The organism is Pseudobacillus badius (genome assembly GCF_002189605.1).
GTDB lineage: Bacteria > Bacillota > Bacilli > Bacillales > Domibacillaceae > Pseudobacillus > Pseudobacillus badius.
Genome location: NZ_MWMM01000022.1, coordinates 1 through 21230, shown reverse-complemented (window position 1 = coordinate 21230; position 21230 = coordinate 1). Strand labels below are relative to the sequence as shown.

Sequence of the window (21230 nt, the reverse complement as noted above, 5' to 3'; positions counted from 1 at the left end):
ACCCCTTTATTTTATCGCCTATAAAAAGCTATCGTTTTGACTAAAGATTGATCAAAACGATAGCTTCCTTTTATTGTTGGCTCCGTTAAACAACAATGTCGATCATCGGTCAAAATTATGGGAGCCTCTATATTTAGTTAAGAATGCATTGACTTTAACTTTCTACCGATAAAATTCGCAGATACAGGCGTTAATTCCATTTCTCTTGCCCAAACGGAAAGTTGACCGATATGGTGAATTTCATGGGCAATGATATGATGCAATATTTCATTTTTAGTGTATTCATCTTCATCCCAAGGAACTGTTACAAATTCATCTTGTCCATCATCTAAATGGCTCTTTAAAAATTCAACTAGTTCATATCGCAATGTGTTTGAGAGGGCTTTCACCTTCACAAGCGTCTTATAATCATCAAATTCAAATACCACGTCTTCTTTAGTCTGAATACCACGAAGCCAACTATATTCAACGTCTATAATATGAAAAAGAGTGTATAAAATACTGCCCGCTCCACCTATACGGTCTTTCACCAACTCTTCTGTTGTTAGCTGATCGCACCAGTTCAACCATTCGTCTCTAACCTGCCAATTGTACTCAAAAAAATTTTTCATTATGATCACCCCAAAGTTAAATGGTTTGTCTAATTTAGTCTATTATCTCTGAAATACATTTTTGTTGAATAACTACTGCCCAATAAATTTCGATCAACGCAGCAAATACAAATGGTGTAAGCAAGAACTGGTTAAAGTAGTTATCGAGGGAGTTCGCAGCCGCACCTTTGCAACGCTCTATCCATTGTTTCATACGAGAATGGAGACTATTGTATTTCCCCAGCCTAACAATGTGTTCCGATATAGGATGAAGACGTCCAAATCCTTCATTGAAATGAGTTTCTCTTATTTCATTTATTAGGCGACCATCGATCTCACTAAAAAAGAGATTTCAATTTTTCTTGTGAATTATGAACCTATTAAGCGATGCCTATGCGTAAAACAATCACTATTTTATTTCAAGGCTGCACATGCTCTTTTTTATTGCCATTCACAAAGTATTGAATGAGCTCCTGCTGTTCCTCTGTTGGCTTCTTTTTTCTTTCCTGATAAAACAAATCATACGCCTTATGTGTATCCCTTGTTTGAGAAACAATAGCTCCTATCGCCAGTAATTCATTAAAATAAGACCAAAATGCTTCTTTCGTTTCTGGTGTATGATGGCCCTCCAGATAAATATCTGCTTCAAATGTTTTTATTTTATGAAGCAGACGCTCTAACTTATGGAAAGAATAACTCCATTCACCACTATATACATCCGGGCTTAAACAGTCGCTTAAAAACAATACTTTTTCATTTGGTATGTAAATAATGGTTGAATCTTTTGCATGTTCACTTTCGACATGATGCAGCTCTACTGGCTGATTCCCTAAATCAATCGTTAACTGCTCCTGATATGTTTCAGCTAATAATGGGATGGTTAAATCATCGCGACTTGGCATCTCTTTTTTTATCATGTTACAGCAAAAGGCAATCTCTTCTCCTGTTTGCACACGCCTATCCAGAGCATCGTCTTCCCACGATAAGGTTTGCATCCACTTTAGCTTTTCTTGTGTTAATTCCTGCCCGATTGAATGAAATGGCAACGACTGCAAACCGAATACATGGTCCCAGTGCCAGTGTGTAATGACTACATATTTTACCGGTACATCAATTGTTTGCGATGCATCCTCTAAAAAACTTTTAGCATGCATAGGTGAGTTGCCTGCATCAATTAATAGCGCTGACTCTTGGCCTGCTACACACCCTAAATTGGGGCGATCTGTATCATGACTAAAAGCCGAGTAAAATACATTTGATGTCAGCTGATGTAACATTAAAACACATCCTTATAAAATATTTCTCCCATCGCTTTATATGAAGGAGCATCGGTATGTGCAACTGCTCCACTAGCAGCAAAGGCTGGTTTATTTAAACAAGTGAGGACTTTTCTTCATTCATAAACTCTCCCCATTTAATTATTGCTCCTTAAGTGCGGTACGCCTGAAATAGCGTTTATTTTTGGTCTGCAATTGTAATAATCATGGCAGTTGAATCTGATGCCATTGAACGGACGAATGTGACGAACCATTCGTCCGTTTTTTTGTTATAGGTAATCTCACGAATGCCTTCCACTTCTGCTTTTTCTTCTTGTTGTTCGATAGCTTTTCGAACAACGTCTTCTTCAGTTAAATCCGCTCCTTTTGGCTGGTAGGTCGGCAAAACGGTAACAAATTTGGCCCTGCCTTGTCCAGGATATGATTCAGCGATCCATCCTGATGCTTCTACATCAACACGTTGGCCGATCTTCAGCTTTTCGTTTGCTTTTGGAAAGCTGTAATTCACAGCTCCATAATGCTCTGATACTCCGCCAGTTGCAGAGAAATTATCCGGTCTCGCCTGAACCACAAGCATACTATTCGTTGATACTTTCATTATCCAGCCTCCTTCATATGTTTGTTTATAGGATACAGGTTCTTTCGGATATTCCACATCGGGATCTCCCGGAAGTGGAAGCATTCGTCCTTCCTGCGTAAAGTTCATTTTATAGTCTGCAAATTGGTCCTTCAGTTTGTCCATCTGCTCGCCTGTTAAAAAGTCGTGCCCAATTTCAATGGTCCTTGTGATTGTATCCACACTTATACTGAGTTCCACCCGCTCTGGTTCCGGCGTGGCCTCTTTCATCGGCTTGATGGCTTTAGACACTTTATACATCAAATCCCGGTTGTCCCATTCACTGTATTCGCTCTCAAACAAGTGAATATATTTAGCCAGAATTTTTCCCTCATCGACTTGTTTTTGTAGGCGGCGAGCGAGTTCCTTTGCTTTATCATCCGGATCTTTTATGCCAACCCACACACCAGATTCTTCAGCACCGGATTCCTGATTTTTCAAGTACAGAATGCCGTACTCATAAAAACTTCCGTAAATGTTTTGAATAGCATTAGTCACTGCTTGAAACTCAATGGACTGTACACCATAATCTTCTTTCAGCTCTGGTGTCACTTTGCCTAAATAACCGCCCGTCAGTATCTCATCGTGCAATGCCTTTTCATAAGCCGCAGCTCGACTCGCCGTATCATCTGTTGTTTGCTCCAGCTCTATAAACACATTTTTCTCCTGTTTTGATGATTGCTCCGGCTCTTTTGGATCTTTTGACACCGGTGACGCTGCATCTCCACAGCCAGCAAGCAATATACCTAATATCAAACTCAATATGAGTTTTTTCATGGTAACTACCTCCTTTATTTCCGTAATATAAATAAATACCCCATACACCCTTTTTTGATATAACACCGCAAGAAGGAAGTTTACAAAAAGCCCTTACTTAAATCATGTACTCTTCTGAGTTCTATGTTTCATATCACGTAAGTCTTCTACCCAACTAACCTTCCTCCTCTATAAACTCTTATCGCAGCCATCGGAGCAATATAATGATTATAGCTGCTTACTGCATGGGCTCTTGTCGCTTTTTGACGAACAGAGGATATAGAATTTTAAATTGATTTGTAGGATAATATAGGAAATTACTTTCAACTTATACACGTTGCGGCGTGTCTTTATTTTGCTCGATAATTAGCTATATAGACCCATTAAATATTACTTATAAAATAGAAAAATTTAGTTAATTAAAAATCGCTAATACGATTAGGAGCTGAGAAAGTGAAAAAGAAAGTCGCTCTACTAGTTCCCCTTCTAACTTTTAGTATTGCTACCTCACCTTTGGCACACCCTGGAAATACGGACGGTAATGGTGGACACTACTGCCGCACAAATTGTGCAAAATGGGGGCTTGAAACTGGAGAATACCACTATCACAACGAAGGCGGCGGAAGCAGCTCAGGTGGTGGCAGTAGTGATCGTTCAAGTGGCGCTGGAAGTTCTTCCTCTTCCCCATCCAATGAACCGTCCCCTGCTGAAATTGCTGCACAGCAAGAAGCAGCCGATCGTTCTAAAGGAGAAAAAGAAGGTTATGATTCCGGTTATAAAGATGGATACGCAGCCGCAACTAAGAACGCTGAAGGATCTGGCTCTGAGTCATACAATGAGGGTTATAAAACCGGATATGAGAAAGGCCATGTCGAAGGCCAGAAGAAACTCGAAGCCGAGAAAATAAAGGCTCAAAAAGAAGGAGCTGCTCTTGGCCAAAAAACAGATACTCTCTCTGTTCCAGGCAAATATACGGAAAATACTGTGTTAAAAGATGCTTTCACTGAAAGCTTTAATAAAGTGGTAAAAGCTCGTGATGAAAAATTCATCGCTAAATACTCAAAGATGGGCTATGAAGATGGATTAGAAGATATGCGCCAAACCTTAGATAATATGAAAGAAAGTTATTATCAAGCCTACGAAGACGGATTTAAAAAAGGACTGGCTGAATTTAAAGACAAGTACGTTCAAAAGGGATATAACGCTGCATTTACTCATCTTAAATACCAGGCGCCGAAGATGGATAATCCCAAATATATTAAGTGGTACAAAGAAGGATTCGAATCTAATGAAGAAGTCCAGGAAATACAAGAAGCTGGATTCGAACTTGGAGACAGTGGAGAAGACTATGTGCTTCCTGAAGAGTATAAGCACGCCGAAGTTGTTTTTAAACACTACTATGATAAAGGGTTAGAAAAACACAAAGAAGATACTGCTCAAACGGCTGCTGGTGCAGGGTTCATTGGACTTGCTTGGCTGGCCCGCCGCTTTTATATAGCTAAGAAATCAATCAGCTAAGGAGAGTGAATAAGAATGGGCATTTATAGACAAGTTTGCTACAAGGTAGAAGACGTCTTCATCAAGCTACTTGCAAAAGGAAAAGACCCGAACGAAATCGATCGAAAAGTAACAGCGTTTCGCAGTCAAAGAGAGGCCATAAAAATGGAGAAAAAGAGGCAATCCCAAGCTCAATCAGACGAAAGAAAAAGAGCTCAAGAAGCTAAACGAGAAGAAAGAGAACGGATTGCTAGAGAAAAAGCCCAACAAAGGCACCAAGAAACCCTCTCTCTTCTTTCAAACTTTGTCGCTGAAGAAATCCATAGATACACTGAGTATGAATACCGAGCTGTGGACAAACATGCAGCCTTTTTTAAATCGATAAAAGATCGAGTGTTTGAAGCGAACGAGCGTGGCATTACTTTTTTGAATTGCGAGTTTGATAAGTCTAAAACAAAAGAATATAAAGGTTATTTATTTGTCACAGATAAGCGTGTTTGGTTTGTTGCAAATAATTTATCTGTCGTTGAGAAATTCCGGTATCAAACCATACACGATGTGAAATGGTTTAAAGACGGACTAATGGAAAAAGGACTTTACATTCAATACGGCAAACGTCGACTTGAGTTTGATGAAATATTTGATAAGAACCAAATGCAACGTGTTGCTAATATTATTCTTCATCGGTCCTCCCGCTAACATACAAAGGCATTAACACACGAAAAGAAGTTGCAATGCTAGTAGTAGTGAGTTTATATATAAAATCGGCAAGTATTTAGCAGATATAGAAAATGACGAGTATATGTTGACGTACATCCTTAAAGCTGAGAGAGGAGCAAATGGATAAGGCTTTGGTGAAGGTGTACTAAACTAATCGGTCCTTATACTTTGTTTTAAACTTAAAGAATAGTAAAAAACCCCGCTAATAAATAACAAACTTAGCGGGATTCTTACTTTTGTTTATCCGTTAATTGATGCTGCGTCTCACTTTGATAGATGTGAAAAGTAGCCACAGTCCCCCTGCTGAGCCCCATATAATCCAGCAAACGTATGGAGATTTTAGCTCCCTTATTATGTTTATGACCAGGCTTTTTTTAAGAGCTGCACGCCAAGTTGGATCTCCTCATGAGAAAGGCTGCTAAAACCAAGTTTAATAATGGGTCGAACGGAGTAATTGTTGACGACATAAAGTGAGGTCGGACACACTTTAACACCATAGGAAGAAGCCTGTTTGATCAGCCATTCTTCAGAATGCTCCATGTGCACCTTGACCAATAAGTATAAACCAGACTGCTCGCCAATAATGGATATATTTTCTTTGAACTCATTTTTTAATCCTGCCGCTAAGTGTTGCATTTTCCTTCTATAAATAAGGCGCATGCGTTTAATATGGCGACTCCATTCTCCTTCTTCCATAAATTTAGCCATTGTGAGCTGGTTAAGAAGTGAAGCAGTACTTTCAAAATGACGGAATCGATCTTTATAACGATTTAATAGCGGCTGCGGCAGCACCATATAACTTAAACGGATTCCCGGAAGAAAGCACTTCGAGAAATTCCCTAAATAAATAACTCTTTGAGCATCAATTGAAGCAAGAGCAGGAAATGGCCGTTGCGTATAACGAAATTCACTATCATAATCATCTTCAATAATGTAACCCTGTATTTCGTTAGCCCAATGAACAAGCATTTGCCGCTGTTGAATCGACATGCTTACTCCGATGGGGCTTTGATGGGACGGTGTCACATAAGCTAATCGCGATTGCATCTGTCCTAATTGTGAAAAATCTGCTCCCGTCTCATAAACCGGTAAAGTTTCAAAGTGGAGACGATGGAATTGAAAAGCCTCCCTAGCGCCATCATAACCAGGGTCCTCCACTATCACACTCGGAAAATCCTCCTTCAGTATATGGCCAAGATGTATCAGCATTTGCTGGGTACTGCTGCCAATAATAATTGCCTCTGCATTTGCTTTCACTCCCCTTGATTGAAATAAATACGCAGCAAGCTGCTCCCGCAGACATACCTCTCCAAAAGGATCTCCGTATTGAAAGCTCTCCTGCAATGTTAATATCCGGTTAGCTATTCTTCTCCAGGCTTTTAAAGGGAAATGTGCTTGATCGATGGCATCTGCCCGGAAATTGACAAGGACAGGAGTTGTTGATTCCGTTTGCTGTTCATTGCGAGGGGCTGTCCCCTGCTGGAATAAAGCGGGCTCTAATTCATTTACAAAATACCCTTTTCTCCCTTCTCCGCGAATATAACCTTCTGCTACAAGTTGATCATAAGCCATTAATGTAGTGTTACGGCTTACTTGAAGGGATTCTGCAAGCTGACGGATAGTCGGCAGCTGCTCATCAGTCCGTATATCTCCTTGCTCAATAAATAATTTAAATTGCTCGTAGATTTGTTTGTATTTGGGAGAGCCATCCTTAAAGGTGAAAATAATATTTTTCATTTTCCCTTCCCTCTGACATGTATATTTATTTGATATTGTATCTTTTTTTATGTCAACTTGTATCATACTATTTTTAAAAGATTTATTTTTTGCTTATATGGTAAAAACATAACTACAAGTTGAAAGGATGTTTATTGTGTATATTCCTAAGAAATATTGTATGGATCATGATGAAGCAGTTCAAATGATGAAGTCTAACCCGTTTGCCTTATTGGTTACTGTGGATGAACATCGTCCTCTGGCTACTCATATCCCTTTGGAAATTCGAGAAGAGGAAGGAAAAATCTATGCAACTGGGCACCTTGCATATGGAAACAAGCAGAAAAAAACTTTGAACCATAATAGCGACGTGTTACTTATTTTTCAAGGACTGCATGCTTACATTTCATCCAGTTGGTATCAGTGCAAAGAGGTTCCTACATGGAATTATTTAGCTGTGCATGCATATGGAGCAGCTCGTGTCATCACTGAAGAAGAGCTGGGATCAACCCTGAACACTATGCTTACACACTACGAATCCCATAGAGAGAACGGAAGGACCTGGGATACATTTGATCCCGAGTTGCTTAAGAGCGAAATGAAGGGAATAGTTGGGTTTGAAATTGAAATCACCTCTATTCAAGCTGTAGCCAAAATGAGCCAGAACCGTAATGACAGCGATTACCAATCGATTGTTGAAGAGCTTGAAAAGTCAAAGGAGCCAGAGAAAATTCAGATTGCTCAGTGGATGCGTGAGCAACGCACAGGATTATTTAAATGATTAGCCTAATTATTATGGTTTGTTTTCTCGATGTGTTTATAGTGCGTCCCTATAACAATCAACATCAAAACTGTTATATCCCCCTCTTGGCATAAGACACATACAGTAGTGCCAATGAATAATAGAAGAAAATATCCTCCGCAGTTAAACATCTAGAAAGGGAGAATTTTTACAAATAACTTAATTGGATGAAATTAGGTTATTATAAAAGAAAGGAGGCGCCTTTATGAAAACAAAATGGTTTTTGCCCGGCATCATTCTTTTTATCGTCATAGGAGGTCTTGTGTATATGTTTATAACTAAGGATAAACGCTACTCAGTTTCTTATAAGTTACCTTCGGGCTTTAAAGGGTGTGCCATTGTTGTATACGATGCAGATGATGCACCGGCATTAGAGATAAAAGACCAAAATATTACCTATAGGTTTAATGATGAAGGAGTTCTATATACGTCTTCTCCAGCTGATTTTGGCTGGGAAGGAGAAAAAGATTCTGGTTTTCATGAGACCACTTATATTTATGTAGATGAAAAAGGAAAACAAGTAAGTGAACTCTCAACTGAAGATATCATAGGTCATAACAAAGGTTCTTATGAAAATGACAAATTCCAAATTGAATCTTTCGGAGTCAAAACTGAGGATGATGAAGATATTTGTCTAGGTAAGATTGATAAGTATATTAAAACTATGAACAACAAGTAACTAAAGGTTGTTAAAATAGTTTTTATAGCTCCTTTAACTAAGTTCATGCCTTCTATCTACCTTATTTTAACTATTCATCTTCTTTTATGCGTATAATGGGATCTTGGTCATGATAAGCTATACATACTGGTACGTCAGTATTGACGAATTGGGCAGAAGCCATAAAAGCTAAGATCGTCCGTACAATTAAATAAATAGTTACACCTGCCTCATCATCTTCCTCAAATCCACCATACTGATCGTAAATTTCACTAAATGGAGGAAGAGAAGGCCCATCTACCACTTCAATCCAATCAGCGGCCCAATCATCATCTTCTTCGCTTAAAGAGATATAGTCCGGGCACAGAAAAAAAGTCCCTTCCCAATTGTTGTCAATATCATATTCAAAATAAATAGCTGTTAGATCTTTGATAGCGGAATGCTGCAAAATCTGTTGGAATTTTTGTATCAAGGAAGCGGTGTAATTATTTAAATCTACTTGTTGGATTTTTTGGGCTATATCCTTATTAACTGTGTGCTTGCAAATTTCAAAGTATTTTTTCTCTAACTCTTTCCTATCTAAAGAAAAAATATCTCCTTGAATATCATCTAAGTAATCATAGATTAAGTCCATCTTTTCTATCTCCCTTTTTCCAATAATTAGAGTATAGCATTTCGAGGTCTTTTTGCACATGTTTACATAGGCTTCAGTAACCGTTACCGCCGACCGTTTTATTGATACAGCGCCTTCGGTATCCGATTTAAATGCCGCGATGCTTATCCCGGTGTTTGTTTAATCATACATAGAAGTACATCAACTTATAATAACAAAAGTGAAAAAAGGCTGTCAGCAAGACCGACAGCCTTAAATTATCACAATGGGCAGCTGGTTGCAGCACTTAATTTTGTTGGTGCTCTGCCTTTGCTTATAACGAAAAAGTTTGCTGGATAACAAAGAAAAAAGCACCCACTTTGGCTGCGTTACTACTATTATCCAGGTTATCTATGTCTCTTACAATGGCAGTGATTGCATTTATGGCGGCTATGCTCTTCTTCAACTCGTCTGCATCTAGGATGGCGAATATCTCTTCCGCAGTCATAGTTTTCTACAATCGTTTCATTTACTTCTCTTTCAGTTACTGGGTAAAAGTGTTCGTTTCTAATCACATGTCTGTTGACGTGAACAATTTCAGTTGGATGAATATGTTTGACTGTTTGATAGTTAGTTGTAGTGTTAACAATTGTTTCGGTTGGGCTTACTACGATATTCTCGTTATGATGGTGTCCGCAATGACCTCTTCTATTGCAGTTAAAAAACATAAAATACACCTCCCCTTTTGTTTACTATATTTTATGCAGCAAAAGAGGACTTGCCTTAGACAAATCAATTAATTTATCAAACTATTTTTTTGGCCTCTTATTCACCTTATACATAGGCAAAAGAAAAAATAGATAGTAAGCATTCATTCCCTACTAAAGGTGACTGTCACTTTGCTAGAGGCGTGAGCGCGGCAGTTACAAACACCCTCATTAGCCAGTCAGAGGCTGGGGAAACTTAACTTTTCTGCATACTTTTTTCCTTATAGGGAATAGTAATCTTAAATCCTTTAAGGAGGTTATATCCGTGAACGGAATGCAGTTGAGATTAGAAGCCAAAAATCTTTACTTGAGAGTGGCTAATGTAACTCGTGACAATAAAAGCTATGTGCTTCTAACTGCATATGATGACACTAACAATGAATTTGTATTGGAACTGACACATGAACAAGCTGGGTGGTTAGAAGATCAATTTTATACAGCTAATCGCAGGTATGAAGAGCGACTTACAAATCCTCAACCAGCAGACGAGCCTGTACACAATCCGATTTTAGCGCCAACCGATAGACAAGAACCATCGCATTGAGCAGAAGGCCATCAAACCGCACCTTGGAGAAATTCAAGGTGTTTTGTTTATAGCTGGCCAAGTTCATGATTAGTATAGTTCAATATTATTTCAAGCGTATGAGGCATAAAATTCGTGGAAAACCTTCAACATTTTACTAATAGTTGACGGGCGAGTTCATGCCTCTTTAATTCTTCACTGAAATCTGGATATTTATCCGACAACTTCTCTAAAAACCTATAAGCTGGATAACATTCAAAAAACCCCTTCTCTAAAAATTGTTTTTGATGCTTCGGGATTCTTTTCCCGGATAAAATATAACTAGCACTTCCAGCTATGACAAGAAGAAAATTATGAAAATCTTCCGTCAGCGTAATTTCATCCGTATGATAAAGCAGCTCATCCCTATGGTTTTCTTCTATTAACTTTAAATCCTCAGATGGAAAGGGTGCCACGAAATTGATTTCCTGTAATTTAGCTTTAATTTCAGCATTTGATGTTGCTTTCAATAAATATCTCCACCATTACTTATTTTTTAAAAAAAGGATGATCTTTGCCATGCTATCCAGCATCTTTTCTTCAATAAGGAGAATTAACATTCTCAACGTATAGCCCGGTAGCTTGGATCTTTTTTCGAGCGCTAGGACAATCTTTCATCGCTCCAATGTACATATAATAATCGTATCCGAAATGAACAAAAAACTCTTTTTTGTAACTTAATTTACACCAAATAACGTTGCGTAAGGTTAACTTGGCTAACTCTCTGATTTCTTGTAAAGTTACTGCTTTACCCGTCCACATTTTTTGTAAAAAACTAGCAGAACTTTGGCTTACAACCTCGTCAGACCATATTTCTAAATCGTTTAAATACACTTTATTTAAACCCATCTCTTCCATAAAAGAAGTGATCGCATTTATGTAATCCATTTCTGTTCTCACATACTCTTCTTCACTTACTTTAGTTCCTGCCTCAGAAAAACAAGTCCACTCTTTGTCATCAAGATAGGAACCTCCTTCATCTCTGTTTTCAGGGTTATATTTGGTTATCCTCCAAGAAAACAATTGATTACACACCTACTTTTTTATCTATATGATTCGGCTAGGGCAGGAAATGAGGCCATTTCTACTTCCACTCCCCTGCCTCGTTAATTAAAGAGGGGCCTGAACAACCTTACTTCTTAATATTAGAATGTTAATCATGCCCCAGCTTTTCCGTTAGTCTATCCATTAAATTATTTTAAGCACTATACAGCATTATAGTAGAGTAAAGAAGTCAAGTTTCTTCCTATTACAAAGTGAATGTTTATTTAGCATAAGGAAACATCTGATTTAAATAGTGGTTTACAGAGTAAGCGACCATGCTATGCCCTTTTGGCGTCCAGTGGAAGCCTAGCAGCGGATCCACTAAGCCACTTTTAGAAATTCTTGTATCTGTCGCATTTCCAGCTTTCAATACGGCATTTGCATAGTTATCTACGAGTTGAACCTTGTGTGTCTTAGCTACTTTTCGGATAATATCGTTATAGCTGTTCTCCCATTTGCGAAGGCCGCCTTTATCAGCATATATTTCTCTTATTTTAGGATTGTTGGCGGAATGATATTTATAATATACGCCCTCATTAACAGGCAGATTAGTCATCAGTATAACTTTAGTATGTCTTTCTTTTAACTGTAAGACCATGCTCGTAAGATTTTTTTCAAACTGAGCCTTGCTGACTTGCGGCTGTCCAGTTGTGGAATTAATCAATGCATCGTTTAGTCCGAACATCATAACAACAGCTGCTGGATTTAAGTCTAGTACATCTTTCTTAAATCTCTTTATGGCCTGGGCTGTCGTATTTCCGCTTACACCTTTGTTGACCACACCTGCAACGTTAGGCCAGTTGTGAGTAGGATACTTCGGGAACTCTTTGGGCAAATATGACCCAGACGTATTACTGTCTCCAAAAGCAACAACCCGATCAGTTTTTATTGTAGCCGCCTCTATATTAAACGGCACACTGGAAATGAGAATTCCTACTGCGGCCATCCCGGATACTAGCCATTTTTTAACCTTGTTCATTTCAATAACCCCCAATCTATGTATGTATACATCATACCATTCATTCCTTTACTTGGGAGAATAAAACAATAGGAAGATCACTGGATGATAGCGACACATACCTAGCGGGGTGTTTCACTTGTTTTCCATTAGTATAATTATGCGATCCAATCATTACAATTAATGTTAAAATAGATATAATCAGGAAATAAATTTTGAGGAGCTGGAGATATGTTTGATGTAATGTACTATATTGGGTACTACTTCTCTCCTTTTTTATGCGTAGTATTTATTCTTAGCTCTATTTCGTTGGCTAAAAAAATTAGAGATCGTCACCCAAACACATCCCGCACTACTTTTCTTGTAACACTATCTTTCACTTTGCTATTTTGTTCGCTTTGGTGGTCAGCTACCTTTTTTAGATGATGCCTACTACTATCACTCAATTTAACGATAGTCAATTACCCTCCCCTCAAGAAAAGCTGAAGATAGGATTAATAATCATTTTACTGTCGCTTTTTGCATCTACTTCTCCTCAACAGCTTTCAGCATGAAACCGCACTAGGGGGCACGCCTTCATAGGAAGAGTGCCCCCTAGTGTTTCTGACTCCTCACAATCCATGCAGCGATAGTCAATCATTTTGCACGCTCCCCACTTTCTTCCTCATCATGCTTTCGTCGGCAATCCCCTCATCATCCGGATGACATGTAAACAAACTCAAGATATGAGGATACTTCTTCTCAAACAGCTTCCGCTTGATTTTAAAGACTTCAGTTTCTGCTCCCTTGATAGCTATCACTTCAATACTTCCGTCCTTGTGATGCACTTCAAAATCAGCTGCATATTCAATTTGCTCATGCAGGACCCCATTCTTCGTAAAAGCTTCTTGCAGTAAGTACCTTGGCTGCGTCCGAAAAAAGAGAATCTGATCGTTCTCCTGTATCCGTTTCAAATTCTCATAATAGCCCGCTTCTGATTTGCTGCCGAAAGTGATGCCATCGATTATTACTTTCTCGTTGCTGTCTTTCGATTGAACTGTCATTAACTAACTTCCTTTCCCGCCAGATGCTTCGCTTCTTCAAACTGCTTCCGAAACTCCGCTTGTTCCTACCCATGAATTTCTTCTGCCTTTGGTCCACAGATCGGACAAGGTTGCATAGACATCAAAGAATCGCTGCCCCCTTTATCAACATATGTTCCACGGTATAGCCTGCATGTCATCGTTTTAATCTCCAATCCACTCCTTCTGCCTCTAGCAGGTATTTTCCGCATTCTCCATTGAGCCGGCTTGCCGCTGCGTATCCAATCCTGCCAGTGGGCATTTCACTTTGTTTGCCTGGTGTCAGTGGAGGTTCATTCTAGCAAGAGCAGACTTTGATTACAGCCGCCAAGATGACACTTTTTATAGGCATTTGTTTAAAATCGAGACGCACTATTTTATAAAAAGATAAACCTGGATGTTGACCGAATTGCTTTTAAATCAACAGTTCAAACTAGGTGCTTGAAATAGAAGATTGACGTTTGAAACCTCACCCGCTAATATATTAGGTATCTAACATATTAGCGGGTGATCTTTTGTCTCTATATAAACAGGTTAAGCGTATTAATGAAGCTGAATATACAATAAACCGTTTGATATACAAACAGTATAAGCAATATTTAAATAGCGGTATTACAACTCAACAAGCGGTGGTCTTGGATATTGTGTACTTAGCCAAACGGATTACGGTCGGTGAAATTGCGATGGAAATGAATATTAGCTCTAGCGCAGTAAGCCAATTAATAGCGAAATTGGAAAAGAATAAATTTATCAAACGAGAAATTAATCTCCAAAATCGACGTGAAGTATTTATAACGTTAGATGAAAATGGATTGGAGTATTTTTCGAAGCAAGATTATGTAGAACGGCAAATCGCAGATAAAGTTTACAGCAAACTTTCATCAAATGAGTTAGATGAATTAGAGCGTATTGTTGAAAAATTAAAGAGTATTGCGATGAAGGAATTATAAAGATTTCTTCACATCCAATATGTTAGATATCTAATTTATTTAGGAGGCTAATCAGTGGAAGATTTACTTAAAAATATCGCGTTTAACGGTGCAGTTTATTTTGAAGCAAATGGACAGATTAAGGAGTATTATCATGGTTATCAAGAACTCGCAAAAAAGCAGCTCATTAACAAAAATACACAATTTAATGTAGCATCATTAAGTAAAATGTTTACAGCAGTAATGACGTTCCAACTAATCGAAAAAGGACAGTTGCGGTTAGAAGATAAAATGACAAGTTGGTTTCATGCACCTCATTTTACAGAAGTAACGGTAAAACACTTGCTTACACATACATCTGGTATTCCAGAGTATATCGCAGAAGGTGTAACAATAAGTGTGGAAACATTTATCGAAGCAGTACAGCCACAATATGCGCCAAATGAGCATTGGTCTTATAGCAATACAAATTATGTGTTGCTTGCAAAAATAATTGAGGAAATAAGCGGTTTATCGTACGAAACGTATTTACAAACATTTATTGCAGAGCCATTAAATCTAACCCATACAACAACTCAGCCTCTAAAACATTGGGAAGCGCATGGTCAAACATATGATTATGAGCATCAACAATATAGAAAGGTTCATGATGACCCCTATTCACCCGAAATTGAAAAATATAGTGATGGATATGGGGACGGCGGCATTTATACAACAGTAGCAGAGATGGCAACGTTTTTAAAAGCATTTTGGCAAGGTCGGTTCCTTAGCAAAGAAACTGTGGAATTCATGTTAACACCAACAGAATCTGCTGAGCATTATGGCCACGGCTTTATCATTCAGGATGAGTGGATAGGTCATACAGGCGGATGGATTGGTTGCTCTGCACAAGCCTTTATTAATAGATCAACCAAAGAAGTGATTGTGTTAGCGACGAATCAAGAAGTATTTCCGCAATATGAACAAGAAATTATGAATTGCTTAATGGGAATTCAGCATGCTGTAGAAGCCCCCAAACATGTAGCCATCTTACCAGTGACTAATAAAGATGATCTTACGGGTCGATATGAATTAGCAGATGGACTTGGCACAAGATTTACGATTGAAAAGGGTGTACAATTTATGATTTCATTTGAACATCAGTTGTCTGTGCCACTTTTTAAAGTAGATGAATCGTATTACTGGGTACGCAATACGATGAGTTATCTAGATGTTGCGAATCATTTATTTATCGATGAAGGTGTGGAAGTACCTTATCAACCAGTCGATTGATCTAGTCAGGAAAGTTATACTTGCATGAACAAATCAAAAAAGAGCGTGCAAAAGCCCTTAAACAATTTTAAAAATGGATAGTTTCATCACAATGTCCCGAAACCATTTCGATGTTTTCTTCCATTTGCTTCGTTTTGAACGTCCGTATTTTTTTCATCCATTGTAAAGAACCATTTTGATCAATCTTTTTTCAAAATGGCTTCTTTTATTTATCGCAAAAGGCAGTTGAATCTGGCGAGTACATACCGCCTAAAAAATGTAGGTTGCCGATTTTACAGAGAAATGGAAAGAGAAAAAAACTAGGAATCAAAACACTAACCGAGCGATTAAACCTTATAAGGAGCCGCATCGACATTTCTCTCTTTAATAAGTCGAAGAACCAGCTGCCTTCTCTTCCGTTACTTGAACAATGGAATTAACGGCCCGAACCATTTCTTTTGAACCGACAGCTACCTGCTCAATAGCTGTAGACACCTTTTCAGCCTGGCTCGCTACATTACTTATAGATTGGTAGATATGCTCAAACGATCCGCCCGCTGTTTCAACCACTTCGATTCCTTCGTCATAGAATAAAAGATTCCTGCCAAATCACCAAGAGAAAATCAAGCTTAGCAGCACTGGTTCTATTCTTTCAAGCCAGTGCCTGACCCTTGCTGGAAACAATTTTGTTCTTCTTTCACTTTCCCCAATCTTTCTTTTCCTGCCATACCGCAAGTTTTTTCGGCTATCTTTAAGAATGCCTTATACACCAATGCCCAGCTTTCCTTTAAAACCTCTACTTTTGAAAGAGGTCTATCATTTATCTATTCAAGTCTAATGAAAACACCCGCACAAAGGAGCTTTATCACATCCAAAATACCAAAACGACCACCTGCGTCCCAGAGGTTGGATACAACGATTGAACGGCACATCTACCAATTATGTAAATAATTACAGGACTTAGACTTAGTGTCAGGCAGCAAAAAGCATTCAACATCGGCGAAATGAAGTCGCAATAAACGATGTGATAACAAAAGGAAAAACAATTCCAATTATAGAAAAATATGATACACTTACACTATCTAAAGGGATAAGCATTTATTTCTTAATAAACAAGATATCTGTTTTTATTTATACCCGCATGTCAGATAGCCCCCAATGCTCCATTTCGGCGATTGTACAAAGGAGAATTTACAATGAATATAAGAACAAATAGATTATGGATACGTGAATTTCAAGTTAATGATTTGGAAGCAGTATATGAATATACCTCGAAGCAGGACGTGATGAAGTATATCCCCGATGGCGCACATACGCGAGAGGAAGCGAAAAAATTTATCAACAAAAACATAGGTGCTCACGCTGAACACTTTCCTGTTATAAAAATAGAAACAAATACCTTAATTGGACATATAGCCTTTCATAAATACTTTGGCAATCACACCTATGAAATTGGATGGGTATTCAATCCCTCTTTTCAAAGAAGAGGATATGCTACCGAAGCAGCCAAGGGAGTCTTAGAATATGGTTTCAATAAACTGAACTTACATCGGATTGTTGCAACGTGTCAGCCTGAAAACACACCATCATACCGAGTAATGGAGAAGATCGGCATGAGAAGAGAAGGATTTTTCAAGAAATGCATCCCGAATGGAGATGATTGGTGGGACGAGTATTATTACGCTATCCTGAAAGAAGAATGGGAATAGAATATATAAAAGCACTTTGGAAACACCTTTTTATAGATGTTCCTGTTAAAGGCATTAGTTTCAAAAGGAATATCCAACAGATGGTTGGCAAAGATCCCTTCCTTGCTTATGAGTTGGAGCGTGACCGTGATAAAGATACTTGGGCTTGTGGAAAAATAGGCTTGTTTGAAATGACCCCATTAAAAAAGGACAGCAATTGTCCTTTTTCTATTTTCTTTAGCCTGTTTAATATAAAGAATTAACCTCTTTTTACCTCTATTATGCGAGGACTTTCATAAGAAATGATATCAATTATATGATTTAAACAAGGAACCTGATAATGAACAAAACTCTCTTCAGAGAAAATATCCTCTGCAATGGTCCCTAGTTTAACAAAATCCAAATATCTTGATTTCGTGTACATCCTAAAAACTTCCCCTTGATAGACTTCATAATCATCCATGACAGTAAAAGACTCGTTTGTTACCGTATAAGAAACATAAGAATCAAAGTCCAGCTGAATAATTGGTAAATTATTATCTACTTCAAGAGGACTGATTTCAGTTATATATTTACCTGCATGAACCCCCTCGCTTTCCTCGCTAATGCTGCATCTATCGATAAGTATTCTTAATGAGTTCTCGAACGGTTCCAACAAGGTATTCAGGTAAACATAACCTTTCCAGTCCATTAATTCCCTATAATCTATTGCTCCTTCCCCCTTTCCTTCATGTCTTTTCATTCTATATAAATAGTGACCACAAGGAAGGAATGATTTATTTTTTATTTCTATTCGATAATGGGACTATCTCGAATGACTCTTCCAATTGATGTGCTGCTAATTCCACTAACGATCCGTCTTCTAATACAAGAAAAAGCATGACCCCTTCTATTGGCTCTAAATGCCTCAGAAACAGCCTCGTGTTTTTGCAGCGAAGATTTATATCGTTCTGAAATAGAAAGTTGTCCAATTCTTCAAAGCCTTTGATATTACTTAATGTCAATGCCAGCCTCCCCTTTACATAATTTAATAGAACTATTTCTATAAATAATTAGAAATTCCTTCTATTTTTTCTTTTTAATCCCTATCGTTAGTGGTAAAATATACTTATTAATAATCCAGTACCAGACATTGAAAATCCAGCAAGAGTTCTCTTCCTCACTGTCTCTTCACCAATGATGAAATCGGCTGGTTCAATATAGAATACAACTGCCTCGCCGTCCCCCGCATGAACATCAAACTGCTTACCGATATTACGTTTTTCCTCAGAAGAGCATGAGTAATTAATGCTCGTCCCATGTATGACTCACCTCCTGCTAACGAAAAAATATTTCACTTTTATCTGCAACAAAAAATGACTAATGACCCATAAACCTATTTACCATTTCCTACCAAAAAGGTATAATTTACCTACCATATAGAAAGGGGTTATATAGTTGAACAAACGAATTTTCATTAAAAGCTTAATAGCCTTTATTTTAGTTTTATCCGCAGTATTGCCCTTCAATGGAATATCTTCTAATGCAGCAACAGCGAGTAAGGGTGGGTGGGTAAGTATCGATAGCGGCTCCCTTACCGTTAGAAGTGGACCAGGCACAAGTTATAAAAAAGTGGGGTCGTTAAAAAACAATGTTTCAGTAACTGTATATTCACAGACTAAAAACGGCTGGTCTCAAATTGGTTATCAAAAGAAAAAAGCATATGTGGCTTCCCAGCACCTTAGAATGTATAGCTTTCTACAGGACAAAACGAAAATATACACCTATAAATCAGAGGGAAAATACCATAAAACTCAGTACATAGGTAAACATTATGGTTGGGATGAATGGAGCAGCGAAGATGGCAGTTATATTATGAAGGAAGATAGCAAAGGTCTATATATTGGTTGGCCTCAGTCAGATTATTTCACAGAGCTTTCTTATCCTTTAAAAGTCGGGAAGCAATGGGCGGATTGGGAAATCAGAAAAAAAATCACATCAATAAATGGCACTTTAACTACGCCGGCAGGAACTTTTAAAAATGTAGTTACCGTAAAATCAAGTGATGGCTATACCACTTACTACGCTCCAAATATTGGATTTATAAAATCAGTTTCTAATGGCATGACAATGAGTGAATTGACTAACTTGAAAAAGAAATAAGTACTGACTAAATCAATCATTTACTAGAATGGCTTAAGTATCAATTAGAGCCATTCTTTTTATTAAGTACTTCATTCCTCAAGAACCTGCCTCCCTATTTCTTCTCTACCCAATTAAGGTATAAATATACAGACCATCCAATGGATTCCTATTATATACTTCAATTAGAGGCGATCAAGAATAAAAATGCTCTACTATGGAGTAAGAATAGAAAAGGAGGTACTTATTCGGAGACTTTCGAGAATTCACACTTAAGGCCGTTTGTAAAACTAATTAGACTTCATTTCTTAAAGGGGAAGGGAGAATGTCGTTTGAACTTAAAACATGAGAAACATATGAGATCAAACGCAGCTGGTAAAACTTATTTGACTAAAGGATGGGGCTATGTTGCAGCTCTTGCCCTGCTGCCGTATGCCATTTTAAAATCGCTTTGGGCCTGGGGATCAACGGTGGGACTTACAACAAAACAAGCTGTGCAAGATGTAGCGGGGTTCGGTGATACATTAAAGGAAGGCCCTGCTTTTCTATACACGTTATACACGATTGGCATAGACTTTACAGCTATCCTGGCGATACTGGCCTCTTTATTTGCTTTAGCGTTCGTGACTTCCTGGGGGGAGAAACTGCCCAAACCGTTATTAATCATATCAGGATGGTCAGTTGGGGTGTTGACTGTTCTAATTAGCTTCTTAACAGCTCTTCAATTTTCGGGCGTGCTTCCAAAAGGATACGCCGAAGGATTAGCCAGTTGGGTGTATGTGGTAACGTACGGAGGATTGTTCTTATGGGGAGTCACTATATTTATAGCGACTCTGGCGTTTCAGCATCGGATTAAAAACAAACAGCCCTCCTAAATAGGCAATAATCTACAAAAGCCCGATTTCTCCATTTTAATGTTGGGAAATTGGGCTTTTCATCTCTACTTCTCATACAAATATATAAAGAGAATGTTTAGTATAACTTACCTTTTGTTAATATCATTGCTTTTCCGCCCACCACCACTTTTGGGTTATTTTTATGAATTCATTTTGTAATGATATTTAACCCGCTGCTTCTTTTCATTGCTCCTTCAAATTATCAGTTAAGCATAAACTTCAAAATTATAGAAATACCCTTTATGTCAGCACCTAAATAAACGAACACAAAGGCTGCTAACCCTGTTAATTCTTGTTAGTGCAAGCGGCGCTTCTTTTTTCTGCTCATTTTATGTCTGCTGCGCATGATTAACGATCTATGCCCTAACCATTATTTTTTTCAATTTTTTGTATATTTTTAAAAAAATCTATGTTATGGTTAACTGGAAGGAAATACAATTTATCGGGACCTTCCAGACTTTTCTTAGTCAACCTCCCTTTAGGTTAGAAAGGGGGGGAAGATAAGATGTCTTCAAATCATATAAACATAATGTTAAAGACCTTGAAACAATATGAAGATTGTGAAATAACATTAAAATTTAGTAATGATTACCATACCCCTATATTTACTGTCTGCTATTTAAACAAGTTCTTTTGTATTTGTTAACCTAAAAGTGAACCACCATCGCAATTGAAAAGTGAGCCACCTTATATGAAAATAATCCTAGCTTGTAAGAGTTAGGGGGATAT

The 21230-nt window shown here is 38.0% G+C and carries 23 protein-coding genes and 1 pseudogene; 11 read left to right on the top strand and 13 right to left on the bottom strand.

Features of this window, described 5'->3' with window-relative positions:
* Nucleotides 1-137: 137 nt before the first annotated feature.
* From B1A98_RS18650 to B1A98_RS18640, 4 genes and pseudogenes are all read right to left on the bottom strand, one after another.
* A complete protein-coding gene (locus B1A98_RS18650; RefSeq protein ID WP_063385164.1) occupies nucleotides 138-611 on the bottom strand; it encodes a DinB family protein in 474 nt (157 codons plus the stop codon).
* Between the two features lie 205 nt (nucleotides 612-816).
* Nucleotides 817-930 (bottom strand): annotated as a pseudogene (locus tag B1A98_RS20820) (IS1595 family transposase); the annotation flags it as partial.
* A 79-nt stretch (nucleotides 931-1009) separates the two neighbouring features.
* Nucleotides 1010-1867 (bottom strand): MBL fold metallo-hydrolase, encoded by an 858-nt coding sequence (locus B1A98_RS18645; protein WP_063385165.1) that lies wholly within the window; start codon nucleotides 1865-1867, stop codon nucleotides 1010-1012.
* Nucleotides 1868-2045: 178 nt separating this feature from the next.
* Nucleotides 2046-3260, bottom strand: a complete 1215-nt coding sequence (locus B1A98_RS18640; RefSeq protein WP_063385166.1) for a DUF3221 domain-containing protein — start codon at nucleotides 3258-3260, stop codon at nucleotides 2046-2048.
* Nucleotides 3261-3692: 432 nt separating this feature from the next.
* Here B1A98_RS18640 and B1A98_RS18635 point away from each other — a divergent pair, with 432 nt between their 5' ends.
* Together B1A98_RS18635 and B1A98_RS18630 are read left to right on the top strand one after the other, a co-directional pair.
* Entirely contained in the window at nucleotides 3693-4757 is a 1065-nt protein-coding gene (locus tag B1A98_RS18635; protein WP_063385167.1) for a YHYH domain-containing protein, read from the top strand.
* A 15-nt stretch (nucleotides 4758-4772) separates the two neighbouring features.
* Entirely contained in the window at nucleotides 4773-5435 is a 663-nt protein-coding gene (locus tag B1A98_RS18630) for a PH domain-containing protein (RefSeq protein WP_063385168.1), read from the top strand.
* A 378-nt stretch (nucleotides 5436-5813) separates the two neighbouring features.
* On the opposite strand, the gene pdxR is transcribed toward B1A98_RS18630, so the two are convergent.
* Nucleotides 5814-7193: a MocR-like pyridoxine biosynthesis transcription factor PdxR gene (pdxR, locus tag B1A98_RS18625; protein WP_063385169.1), complete on the bottom strand. Its 1380-nt coding sequence runs from the start codon at nucleotides 7191-7193 to the stop codon at nucleotides 5814-5816.
* A gap of 136 nt (nucleotides 7194-7329) precedes the next feature.
* Between pdxR and B1A98_RS18620 the strand changes: the two genes are divergently transcribed.
* Together B1A98_RS18620 and B1A98_RS18615 are read left to right on the top strand one after the other, a co-directional pair.
* Nucleotides 7330-7953 carry an FMN-binding negative transcriptional regulator gene (locus tag B1A98_RS18620; protein ID WP_063385170.1) on the top strand — a complete coding sequence of 208 codons (624 nt, stop codon included), beginning with the start codon at nucleotides 7330-7332 and terminating at the stop codon, nucleotides 7951-7953.
* A 226-nt stretch (nucleotides 7954-8179) separates the two neighbouring features.
* Entirely contained in the window at nucleotides 8180-8653 is a 474-nt protein-coding gene (locus tag B1A98_RS18615; protein ID WP_063385171.1) for a DUF6843 domain-containing protein, read from the top strand.
* A 70-nt stretch (nucleotides 8654-8723) separates the two neighbouring features.
* Here B1A98_RS18615 and B1A98_RS18610 read toward each other — a convergent pair whose 3' ends face one another.
* Entirely contained in the window at nucleotides 8724-9266 is a 543-nt protein-coding gene (locus tag B1A98_RS18610; protein WP_063385172.1) for a hypothetical protein, read from the bottom strand.
* 365 nt (nucleotides 9267-9631) lie between these two features.
* The gene (locus B1A98_RS18605; protein WP_082821760.1) at nucleotides 9632-9952 is read right to left on the bottom strand and encodes a CotD family spore coat protein; all 321 of its coding nucleotides are present in this window, start codon (nucleotides 9950-9952) and stop codon (nucleotides 9632-9634) included.
* Nucleotides 9953-10256: 304 nt separating this feature from the next.
* Between B1A98_RS18605 and B1A98_RS18600 the strand changes: the two genes are divergently transcribed.
* The gene (locus tag B1A98_RS18600) at nucleotides 10257-10535 is read left to right on the top strand and encodes a hypothetical protein (RefSeq protein WP_063385173.1); all 279 of its coding nucleotides are present in this window, start codon (nucleotides 10257-10259) and stop codon (nucleotides 10533-10535) included.
* Between the two features lie 125 nt (nucleotides 10536-10660).
* Here the strand turns inward: B1A98_RS18600 and B1A98_RS18595 are convergent, their stop codons facing one another.
* The 4 genes from B1A98_RS18595 to B1A98_RS18580 form a co-directional block, all read right to left on the bottom strand.
* Nucleotides 10661-11023 carry a YxiJ family protein gene (locus B1A98_RS18595; RefSeq protein WP_063385174.1) on the bottom strand — a complete coding sequence of 121 codons (363 nt, stop codon included), beginning with the start codon at nucleotides 11021-11023 and terminating at the stop codon, nucleotides 10661-10663.
* A gap of 70 nt (nucleotides 11024-11093) precedes the next feature.
* Nucleotides 11094-11576 carry a hypothetical protein gene (locus B1A98_RS18590; protein ID WP_063385175.1) on the bottom strand — a complete coding sequence of 161 codons (483 nt, stop codon included), beginning with the start codon at nucleotides 11574-11576 and terminating at the stop codon, nucleotides 11094-11096.
* A 241-nt stretch (nucleotides 11577-11817) separates the two neighbouring features.
* On the bottom strand, nucleotides 11818-12576 hold the full coding sequence (locus tag B1A98_RS18585; protein WP_082821761.1) for an SGNH/GDSL hydrolase family protein: 759 nt from the start codon (nucleotides 12574-12576) through the stop codon (nucleotides 11818-11820).
* Between the two features lie 611 nt (nucleotides 12577-13187).
* Nucleotides 13188-13598 (bottom strand): DUF1064 domain-containing protein, encoded by a 411-nt coding sequence (locus B1A98_RS18580; protein WP_063385176.1) that lies wholly within the window; start codon nucleotides 13596-13598, stop codon nucleotides 13188-13190.
* A gap of 533 nt (nucleotides 13599-14131) precedes the next feature.
* On the opposite strand from B1A98_RS18580, the gene B1A98_RS18575 reads away from it, so the two are divergent.
* Together B1A98_RS18575 and B1A98_RS18570 are read left to right on the top strand one after the other, a co-directional pair.
* Complete coding sequence (locus tag B1A98_RS18575) at nucleotides 14132-14566, top strand: MarR family winged helix-turn-helix transcriptional regulator (protein WP_063385177.1); 435 nt, start codon at nucleotides 14132-14134, stop codon at nucleotides 14564-14566.
* Nucleotides 14567-14620: 54 nt separating this feature from the next.
* Nucleotides 14621-15817: a serine hydrolase domain-containing protein gene (locus B1A98_RS18570; protein WP_063385178.1), complete on the top strand. Its 1197-nt coding sequence runs from the start codon at nucleotides 14621-14623 to the stop codon at nucleotides 15815-15817.
* Between the two features lie 363 nt (nucleotides 15818-16180).
* Here the strand turns inward: B1A98_RS18570 and B1A98_RS18565 are convergent, their stop codons facing one another.
* Entirely contained in the window at nucleotides 16181-16366 is a 186-nt protein-coding gene (locus tag B1A98_RS18565) for a methyl-accepting chemotaxis domain-containing protein (RefSeq protein ID WP_063385179.1), read from the bottom strand.
* A 626-nt stretch (nucleotides 16367-16992) separates the two neighbouring features.
* On the opposite strand from B1A98_RS18565, the gene B1A98_RS18560 reads away from it, so the two are divergent.
* Both B1A98_RS18560 and B1A98_RS18555 read left to right on the top strand, forming a co-directional pair.
* Nucleotides 16993-17505: a GNAT family N-acetyltransferase gene (locus B1A98_RS18560; RefSeq protein ID WP_063385180.1), complete on the top strand. Its 513-nt coding sequence runs from the start codon at nucleotides 16993-16995 to the stop codon at nucleotides 17503-17505.
* The gene (locus tag B1A98_RS18555; protein WP_125474362.1) at nucleotides 17460-17747 is read left to right on the top strand and encodes a hypothetical protein; all 288 of its coding nucleotides are present in this window, start codon (nucleotides 17460-17462) and stop codon (nucleotides 17745-17747) included. The genes B1A98_RS18560 and B1A98_RS18555 overlap by 46 nt, the downstream gene beginning before the upstream one ends.
* Here the strand turns inward: B1A98_RS18555 and B1A98_RS18550 are convergent.
* Entirely contained in the window at nucleotides 17744-18193 is a 450-nt protein-coding gene (locus B1A98_RS18550) for a hypothetical protein (protein ID WP_063385185.1), read from the bottom strand. The genes B1A98_RS18555 and B1A98_RS18550 overlap by 4 nt on opposite strands.
* A 728-nt stretch (nucleotides 18194-18921) precedes the next feature.
* Between B1A98_RS18550 and B1A98_RS18540 the strand changes: the two genes are divergently transcribed.
* Nucleotides 18922-19626: an SH3 domain-containing protein gene (locus B1A98_RS18540; protein ID WP_063385183.1), complete on the top strand. Its 705-nt coding sequence runs from the start codon at nucleotides 18922-18924 to the stop codon at nucleotides 19624-19626.
* A 311-nt stretch (nucleotides 19627-19937) separates the two neighbouring features.
* On the top strand, nucleotides 19938-20480 hold the full coding sequence (locus B1A98_RS18535; RefSeq protein WP_063385186.1) for a hypothetical protein: 543 nt from the start codon (nucleotides 19938-19940) through the stop codon (nucleotides 20478-20480).
* The last annotated feature ends 750 nt before the right edge of the window (nucleotides 20481-21230 follow it).